Annotated in this window: 8 protein-coding genes and 1 pseudogene; 8 read left to right on the forward strand and 1 reads right to left on the reverse strand. The window is 66.6% G+C overall.

All coding sequences use genetic code 11. The features are described from left to right. Positions 1-337, reverse strand: a pseudogene (locus KDB67_RS06415) (aconitase family protein); the annotation flags it as partial. A 584-nt stretch (positions 338-921) separates the two neighbouring features. On the opposite strand from KDB67_RS06415, the gene KDB67_RS06420 reads away from it, so the two are divergent. From KDB67_RS06420 to KDB67_RS06455, 8 genes are all read left to right on the forward strand, one after another. Continuing rightward, on the forward strand, positions 922-1,563 hold the full coding sequence (locus KDB67_RS06420) for a DUF6676 family protein (RefSeq protein ID WP_291013833.1): 642 nt from the start codon (positions 922-924) through the stop codon (positions 1,561-1,563). Between the two features lie 191 nt (positions 1,564-1,754). Continuing rightward, a complete protein-coding gene (locus tag KDB67_RS06425) occupies positions 1,755-3,245 on the forward strand; it encodes an NlpC/P60 family protein (RefSeq protein ID WP_366851862.1) in 1,491 nt (496 codons plus the stop codon). A gap of 114 nt (positions 3,246-3,359) precedes the next feature. After that, a complete protein-coding gene (locus KDB67_RS06430) occupies positions 3,360-4,484 on the forward strand; it encodes a MoxR family ATPase (protein ID WP_291013835.1) in 1,125 nt (374 codons plus the stop codon). Beyond that, on the forward strand, positions 4,471-5,409 hold the full coding sequence (locus KDB67_RS06435) for a DUF58 domain-containing protein (protein ID WP_291013838.1): 939 nt from the start codon (positions 4,471-4,473) through the stop codon (positions 5,407-5,409). Before KDB67_RS06430 ends, KDB67_RS06435 begins: the two co-directional genes overlap by 14 nt. A 3-nt stretch (positions 5,410-5,412) precedes the next feature. Further along, positions 5,413-6,387, forward strand: a complete 975-nt coding sequence (locus tag KDB67_RS06440) for a VWA domain-containing protein (protein WP_291013840.1) — start codon at positions 5,413-5,415, stop codon at positions 6,385-6,387. A 65-nt stretch (positions 6,388-6,452) separates the two neighbouring features. Next, positions 6,453-7,196, forward strand: coding sequence for a 3-oxoacyl-ACP reductase FabG1 (gene fabG1, locus KDB67_RS06445; protein WP_291013842.1), 744 nt, complete (start codon positions 6,453-6,455; stop codon positions 7,194-7,196). A 47-nt stretch (positions 7,197-7,243) separates the two neighbouring features. Next, positions 7,244-8,077, forward strand: coding sequence for an NADH-dependent enoyl-ACP reductase InhA (inhA, locus tag KDB67_RS06450; protein WP_291013844.1), 834 nt, complete (start codon positions 7,244-7,246; stop codon positions 8,075-8,077). Between the two features lie 7 nt (positions 8,078-8,084). Next, entirely contained in the window at positions 8,085-9,098 is a 1,014-nt protein-coding gene (locus tag KDB67_RS06455; protein WP_291013846.1) for a ferrochelatase, read from the forward strand. Positions 9,099-9,230: the final 132 nt, after the last annotated feature.

The following is a 9,230-nucleotide window of genomic DNA, read 5'->3' on the forward strand; positions in this document are numbered from 1 at the left end:
TGACCTTGTTTGGGTCGCCGCCCAGGGCCGTGACGGCCTCACGCATGGTGGCCAGGTCGACCACACAGGGGACACCGGTGAAGTCCTGCATGATCACGCGGGCCGGCGTGAACTGGATCTCGATGTTCGGCTGAGCGTTCGGGTCCCAGTTGGCCAGGGCGTCGATGTGCTCGGTGGTGATGTTGGCACCGTCTTCGGTGCGCAGCAGGTTCTCGGCGAGCACCTTGAGCGAGTAGGGGAGTTTTTCGGTGCCGGGGACCGCCTTGAGACGGAAGATCTCGTAGGACTCGTCGCCGACCTCAAGGGTTCCGCGGGCGCCGAACGAATTGATACTCACGTTGTATTCCACTCTCCTCGTTACCGACGGGCTGCGTCGGTGTGTGTTTGTAGATCTCCCGAAGTCGATCCGGCCGACGGGCTGCGTCGGTGTCGTGCAAAGTCCGTGCCTGGTGCGCGTGGACCGAACTCCCCGCGGGGAGCCCCGACCCCCCGGAGGGAGTCCCAACTCCCCGGAGGGAGCTTCTGTGTGGAGCTTGCCACCGTTGTCCGCGTCGGGCCGGTCATTTGCCAACTGTTTGTCGACCGAAGATCGATCGGACAGCTCGCGGCGGCCGGAGTCACGGTGGGCGGGGGCGTGGTCGTCGGCGGTGCGGCGACTCCATCAGCATAACAGTACGCTCGTACGGTTTACAACCCATTGGTCGAGGAACACGCCGATCGGGTGTGCGGAATGTGTCACGTCCGGCCGCAGCATCTAGATTCTGATGGGGACATCTCCATCTTGACGCAGGAGCAGGCCTTCGGTCGCGGCTCCCGGCGGCCGGCGAGGCGAAATTAATCTCCGCGCAACGTGACGAAACCGAGGTAGCGGCAGTGAGTACTGGGACCGACAGTGCCGGAACGGACTCTACGGGTCCGGGCTTGACCGGGCAGAGCACGGGGGAGTTATTGGCGATCGGTCCGCTGGCCGCCCCGCATCCGAGGAACACGCAAGTGGGCTCGGGAATCAAGCTCGGCCCGCTGCGCAAGGATCTCGCCGACGACAACGTGTCCGCGCCCGCCGACCAGGTGCCCGCGCTGCGCGAGATCGTGGCGAAGGCGGCGAAGGACGGCCACGACGTCCACTTTGTCGTGCTCACCGAACGCCAGCCCGTCTTCACCAACTATCGCGACATCGCCACCGCTTTGCAGAAGGACACCTCGGGCACCGTCATCGTTATCGGGCCCAATGCAGTCGGCAGTGCATCGAACGAGTTCAGCCGCGTCACCCTCGAACAGGCCACCGACAACCTCAAGTTCGCCGATCAGACCCAGGCCGCGCGACAGATGTACGACAAGATGACCGAGCCGTCCATCAACTGGACCGTGGCCACGCTGGTCCTGATCGTCGTCGTGGTCGTCGGCGCGGTGGCGGCCCGCCTGCTCGGGCGCCGCACCGACGTGTCCGGCCCCGAGGAGGGTGTCACCGAGGAAGGTGTCACCGAAGACGCCGCAACCGAGCAGCCCGTCACCGAGGAGGCCGTCAGCGGGTCGGGGGGTTCCGGTTCGGTGTTGCCGAATTGATACCTGCTCCCGTCGGTCTCTTTGCCCTGTTCGCGACGCGATCAAGGTAAGTCACAATTGTGTAATTTGTGGCAGATGGTTTGATCCATGCCTCATGTGACGTACGGTTTCTGTGTCAACAGAGTGTCTGATGTGATCTAAGTTGCTCATGTGACATGGTGGACCGGTGGGACGAGGCAGGGAGTTCATTGGTGACGCGACGTAACGCACCTGCGCCACGGCTGATCCGATGGGTAACCGCGGTCGCGGTCCTGCTCATCATCGCGATGTGCGCCGGCGTCGCCGAAGGTGCGCCCGGCAAGTCCAAGCGTGCGACCTCGCGCCAGGCTCAGCTCATCACGCAGATCGCCGGTGTCGACCAGAACATCGCCGACCTCGACAACGCCGTCGCCATCCGGCAGGAACAGGTCAACAAGGCGATCGTCGACTACCAGAACGCCATCGCCGCCGAGCAACTCGCCAACACCGCCGCCGCGGGCGCGCAACGCGAACTTGAGCTATCCGTCCGCGCCGTCGAGGAGGCGCAGGAAGAGTTCAATGAATTCATTCGCACGGTGCAGAGGCGAGGCAACACTCGCGGCACGATGGCCGACTACCTGTCTTCGGACGACCCCGATACCGTCCTGAACAAGATGACGGCCGTCGACCAGGTCGGCCGTCAGCAGCGGGCGATCATCACCCGGCTGCAGGTCGCGCGGAACCAGCAGGCGAACCGGGTCGCCGCCGCCCAGGCCACCAAACGGCACGCATCGCTTGCCACCAGGGGCGCCGCCGACCGTAAGAACGACGCCATCAGCTCCGCCGCCCAGATTCGTAGGCAACTCGCCGACGAACAACAGCGTCGGACGACACTGGTCCGGCAGCGCAACGGCATCCAGAAACAACTGACGGAACTGCGTGGAGGCGGCCGCAAGAAGGTCGGCCTGGACACCCCCACCACCGGTTCGGCAGGCGGCACACTCCCAAGTGCCGGCGACATCGTCAACGGGTTGCTCGGCACCGACAACCCATCCATCAAAATGGCGGCCGACGCCGCCGCGAAACTTCTCCTCGACACCGGTCAGCAACTGCTCGCCGCCCTCGTCGGGCAGCAGCAACTGCCGCGTTCGGCACTGCTCGACGAGCTCGGCCTCGGTGGCGCCAACCTCGGCAGCAGCGGCCCCAACAGCATCGTCAGCCGTCTGCAGACCGGGTCTGCCGCACCCTTGTTCGGCAGCAGCGGCGGCCGTGGCGGCGGCGTCATCAGACCCGGTCTGCGCGGCCCGCAGGCCGTCGAGATCGTCGTCAACCGTGCTCTGTCCCAGCTCAACGTGCCCTACGCGTGGGGAGGCGGAGGCCCCAACGGCCCCACCCAGGGCATCCGCGACGGCGGCGTCGCCGACAGCTACGGCGACTACAACAAGGTCGGCTTCGACTGCTCGGGCCTGATGATCTACGCCTTCGCCGGCGTCGGCATCGAACTTCCGCACTACACCGGCTACCAGTACAACGCTGGACCGCATGTGCCGCTGGCCCAGCGTAAACGTGGCGACATGATCTTCTACGGACCCAATGCCAGCCAGCATGTCGCGCTCTACCTCGGCGACGGCAAGATGGTCGAAGCACCCCAGTCGGGCTCCATCGTCAAGGTGTCGCCCGTGCGCACCACCGGCGCCATGCCCTACGTCGTCAGGTTGTTGTAGCCCTCGTACTGCTGGTGTCGCGCTCCTTCTTGGCGAGATTTCAGTTCGCTTGACTAGGCTGGGGCATCGACACACGAGCAGAGCCGTGCGACACCCCAGAACAGGAGCCAACGGTTGACCTCCCCGCAGTCACACACCGACCCGGCCGCCGCAGGTGCGGCCACGCTCAGCGAAGCAGACATCAAACTGCTCGAACGCACGATCTACGAGGTCAAGCGGGTCATCGTCGGCCAGGATCAGCTGATCGAACGGATCCTCGTCGGGCTGCTCGCCCGCGGGCACATCCTGCTCGAAGGCGTGCCCGGCGTCGCTAAGACGCTCGCCGTCGAAACCTTCGCCCGCGTCATCGGCGGCAGCTTCTCGCGCGTCCAGTTCACCCCGGACCTGGTGCCCACCGACCTCATCGGCACCCGGATCTACCGGCAGGGCCAGGAGAAGTTCGACACCGAACTCGGCCCGGTCGTGGCCAACTTCCTGCTCGCCGACGAGATCAACCGCGCGCCCGCCAAGGTGCAGTCCGCATTGCTGGAGGTGATGGCCGAACGGCACGTGTCGATCGGCGGCACCACCTACCCGATGCCCGATCCGTTCCTGGTGATGGCCACCCAGAACCCCATCGAGAACGAAGGTGTCTATCCACTGCCCGAGGCGCAGCGTGACCGGTTCCTGTTCAAGGTGCTGGTCGGCTACCCGTCGGTGGAGGAGGAACGCGAGATCGTCTACCGCATGGGCAACTCCGTGCCCACGGTGTCGCCGGTTCTCGACCCGCACACGATGGTCCGGTTGCAGAAGGTCGCGGGCAATGTGTTCGTCCACCACGCGCTCGTCGACTACGTCGTCCGCGTCATCAACGCCACCCGGCGGCCTGCCGAGGTCGGACTCACCGACGTTGCCGGCTGGCTCTCCTACGGTGCGTCACCGCGCGCCACACTCGGCATCGTCGCCGCCGCACGCGCGCTCGCCCTCGTCCGTGGCCGCGACTACGTGATCCCACAGGACGTCGTCGAGATGATCCCCGATGTGCTGCGGCACCGGCTGGTGCTCTCCTACGACGCCCTCGCCGACGAGGTGGACGCCGACCAGGTGATCACCCGCGTGCTGCAGACCGTCGGGCTGCCGCAGGTGGGTACCCAGGCCGCAGCCCCCGCCGGCTATCCGCAGAATCCGGCACCCGCTCAGGCCCAGCAGAACGGTCAGGTTCACATCGATCAGACGGCACGCCCCTATGGCGGCCAATAGCGAACTGCCGTCGTTCGACGCCGGCCTGCTCAGCGATCCGCAACTCACCGCCGCACTCACCACACTCGAACTCACCGTTCGCCGCAAGCTCGACGGCGTGCTGCAGGGCTCTCACCTCGGGCTGATCCCCGGACCGGGGTCCGAGCCGGGGGAGGCGCGGCCCTACCAGCCGGGCGACGACATCCGCCGCATGGAATGGTCGGTGACCGCCCGCACCACCGAGCCGCATGTCCGGCAGATGATCGCCGACCGCGAACTGGAGACGTGGCTGGTTGTCGACGCGTCGGCGAGCATCGACTTCGGCACCACCCGCTGCACCAAACGTGACCTCACCGTGGCCGCAGCCGCGGCCATCGTGCACCTCACGGCCGGCGGCGGCAACCGGCACGGGGCGATCATCGCCACCGGTGACAGAATCGTGCGGGTCCCCGCGGCCTCGGGGAGGGCGCACGCCCGCGCCCTGCTGAAAGCGGTCGCCACCACCACCCGCAGCCATGCGGGCGTGCGCGGCGACCTCAATGGTGCGATCGACGCGCTGCGGCGCCCACAGCGGCGGCACGGGCTGGCCGTGGTGATCAGTGACTTCCTCGGACCGATCAACTGGGACCGGCCACTGCGGGCCATCGGCGCCCATCACGAACTGCTCGCCGTCGAGGTGCTCGATCCACGCGACCTCGAGCTGCCCGCGGTCGGTGAGGTCACCCTCGCCGACGCCGAGAGCGGTGAGATCCGTGACTTCGACATCACCGAACGCGTCCGCCACGACTACGCGGTGGCTGCTGCCGCGCACCGCGCCGACGTCGGCCGCACCATCCGGCGTTGCGGGGGATCGGTGATGTCATTGCGTACCGATCGCGATTGGGTCAACGACACCGTCCGGTTCGTCGGCGCCCGGCGCCGCGGCATGGCGGCGGGGGTGGGCTAGGCGATGTCCAACCTGTCGAGTCCGTGGTGGCTGCTGCTTGCCCTCGTGGTGGCGGCGCTGGCCGGTGTCTATGTCTATATCCAGCGCCTTCGTGCCCGGCGTGCGTTGCGGTTCGCCAACCTCGAGGTGCTCAATCGGGTAGCCCCGGTCAAGAGCAACCCCCTGAAGCACGTTCCGATCGCCCTGCTGGTGGTGTCGCTGCTGCTGCTGACCGTCGCGCTGTCCGGTCCACAGGCCGACCGCAAGGTCCCGCGCAACAAGGCGACCGTGATCCTCGTGATCGACGTGTCGCGCTCGATGAACGCCACCGACGTCGCGCCGTCCCGGATCAAGGCGGCGCAGGCCGCGGCCAAGAAGTTCGCCGACGAACTGACCGAGGGCATCAACCTTGGGCTGATCTCGTTTGCGGGCACCGCGTCGACGCTGGTGTCGCCGACCCCCGACCACACGGCCACCAAGGCCGACGTCGGCAAACTACAACTGGCCGACAAGACCGCCACCGGTGAGGGCATCTTCGCCGCCATCCAGCAGATCCAGACACTCAACACCGTCCTCGGCGGCGACAAGGCCGCCCCGCCGGCCCGCATCGTGCTCCTGTCCGACGGCAAGGAGACCGTGCCCGACAACCCCAACAACCCGCGCGGCGCGTTCACCGCGGCCCGCAAGGCCAAGGAGGAGAAGATCCCCGTATCGACGATCTCTTTCGGCACGATGGGCGGCACCGTCGATCTCGAAGGCGATCAGGTCCCTGTACCCGTCGACGACGAGTCGTTGCGCAAGATCGCCAATATCAGCGGCGGCGAGTTCTTCACCGCCGCCAGCCTCGACGAACTCAACCGGGTGTACGAGAAGCTGCAGAAGGACATCGGTTATGAGACACGGCGGGGCGACAACTCGCGGCCATGGTTGATAGCCGGAACATTGCTGGCGATCATCTCCGCGTTCGCCGCCCTCGCCATCAACCGGCGCCTACCGTAAGACCCGACGGGTCAGCCCGCCCCCGTCGACAGACCACATCTCCACGACCGATAGGTTCTTGATCCATGGCAGACACCACTGACGTTCCTTCGCGCCCGGCGACCACACCGCGTTCGGTCCTGGTGACCGGCGGCAACCGGGGCATCGGCCTCGCCGTCGCTCAGCGCCTGGCCGCTGACGGCCACAAGGTGGCCGTCACCCACCGCGGATCCGGTGCCCCCGACGGACTGTTCGGCGTGCAGTGCGACGTCACCGACGCCGAGTCCGTCGACAAGGCCTTCGCCGAGGTCGAGGCACATCAGGGGCCCGTCGAGGTGCTGGTGGCCAACGCGGGCATCACCGACAACATGCTGTTGATGCGGCTGTCGGAGGAGTCGTTCGAGAAGGTCATCGACGCCAACCTGACCGGTGCGTTCCGCTGCGCCAAGCGCGCCACCAAGGGGATGCAGCGCGCCAAGTGGGGCCGGATGATCTTCCTCGGCTCGGTCGTGGCCATGTCCGGTATCCCCGGGCAGGTCAACTACGCCGCCTCAAAAGCCGGACTGATCGGTATGGCCCGCTCCATCGCCCGTGAGATCGGAGTACGCAACATCACCGCCAACGTGGTGGCGCCCGGTTTCATCGAAACCGACATGACGGCTGCGATGGAGGACCGCTACGTCGAGATGGCCAAGCAGGCGATCCCGCTGGGCCGCACCGGCAAGCCCGAAGACGTTGCCGCGGCGATCAGCTTCCTCGCCTCGGACGAGGGCGGCTACATCACGGGTGCGGTGCTGCCGGTCGACGGCGGCATGGGGATGGGAAATTAGGGTGGGGAAAACCACAGTTATGGGCAACTAGGGGAGGACTGGAACCAATGACAGGCATTCTCGACGGCAAGACCGTCCTCATCACCGGCATCATCACCGACGCGTCCATCGCATTCCACGCCGCCGCCGTGGCCCAGGAGCAGGGCGCCAAGGTGATCATCACCGGCATCCCCGAACGGCTGCGGCTCATCGACCGCATCGCCAAACGCCTCCCGCAGGAGGTGCCGGCGGCGATTCCGCTCGACATCACCAACGAGGAGGATCTGGCGGCGCTGGCCGGGCGGATCACCGAACTCGCCCCCGAGGGTGTCGACGGCGTGGTCCATTCCATCGCGTTCGCACCCAAGACTTTGATGGGTCCCGACGCGGTGCCGTTCCTCGAAGGCCCCGGACCCGACGTCGCGAAATCGTTCGAGATCTCCGCCTGGAGCTACGCGGCGCTGGCCCGTGCGGTGCTGCCGGTGATGAACGAGGGCGGATCGATCGTGGGCATGGACTTCGATCCGCGGACCGCGATGCCTGACTACAACTGGATGGGCGTGTCGAAGGCGGCGCTCGAGTCGGTGAACCGCTATGTGGCGCGCGAGGTGGGCAACGCCAAGCGGATCCGGTCCAACCTCGTGGCCGCCGGACCTATCAAAACCCTTGCCGCCAAGGCAATTTCGGGTACAGCCACCGATGACGCGCGCAAGCTGACCATGCTCAACGAGTACTGGGACGGTGCCTCGCCGATCGGCTGGAACGTCGACGACCCGACCGTCGTCGGCAAGAGCGTCGTCGCGCTTCTGTCGGACTGGTTGCCCGGCACCACCGGCTCCATCGTGTACGTCGACGGCGGCGCCAGCCACAACACCTGGTTCCCCGACAACTTCCTCGGCTAGCCGTTCGGTGAAACCCTTTGATGCGCTGCTGTTTCTGTCGTTCGGCGGTCCGGAGAAACCGGACGATGTGATGCCGTTCCTGGAGAACGTCACCCGTGGGCGTGGCGTCCCCCGGGAGCGTCTAGAGGCGGTCGCGCAACACTACCTGCACTTCGGTGGGGTCTCACCGATCAACCAGTGCAACCGGGACATGATCGCCGCCCTGCGCGCCGAACTGTCGGCGCGCGGGCGGGATCTGCCCGTCTACTTCGGTAACCGCAACTGGCATCCGCTGGTCGCCGACACCGTCGAGCAGATGTATCGCGACGGTCATCGCCGGGTGCTGGTGTTCGGGACGTCCGCGTGGGGCGGATATTCGGGTTCGGTCCAGTACCACGAGGACATCGCCGGCGCGTTGCTCGAGCTGTCCCGTCGCATACCGCAAGCCGCCGACGATCCGATGCTCCTGCGCAAATTGCCCCAATTCTGTACCGAGCCCGCGTTTCTCGACGCCTGCGCGAGCGCGGTACGCCGGGCGATCGACTCTCTGCCCGCGGATCCCGCACCCCGCCTGGTATTCACCGCCCACTCGATCCCCCTCGCCGCCGACCGCCGATTCGGCCCCGTGATCGACGGCCGCGGTATCTACTCCCGCCAGATCGCCGACGCCTGCGCCGCCGTCGCCCAGCGTCTCGGCATCACTGACTACGACCAGGTCTGGCAGTCCCGCTCGGGCCCACCCCAGGTCCCGTGGTATGAACCCGACATCTGCGACCACCTCGACACCCTCGCCGACAACGGCACCGAGTCCGTGGTGGTGTTCCCGATCGGTTTCATCTCCGACCACCTCGAAGTCGTGTGGGACCTCGACAACGAAGCCAAAACCCTCTGCTCCGAACGCGGTCTCGGATTCGCCCGCGCCGCCACCGTCGGCACCGACCCCACCTTCATCTCCCTGGTCGCCGACCTCACCGACCGCTACGCCGACGGCGCCGGCAACCTCGCCGCCCCCGGCGTCGGCGACAACGGCACCGGCAGCTGACCCGCGTCAGTCGGTGACCGACAGTTGTGAGACCAATCGGTTTCCCACCACTTGGTACTCACCATCGACGAGTTGGTACATGGTGATGAAGCCGTCGATGTCGTCGGAGTCGGCGTCGCCGCGAATGATCCA

Origin of the sequence: Gordonia sp. (in: high G+C Gram-positive bacteria) (assembly GCF_020438995.1) — a bacterium.
Taxonomy (GTDB): domain Bacteria; phylum Actinomycetota; class Actinomycetes; order Mycobacteriales; family Mycobacteriaceae; genus Gordonia.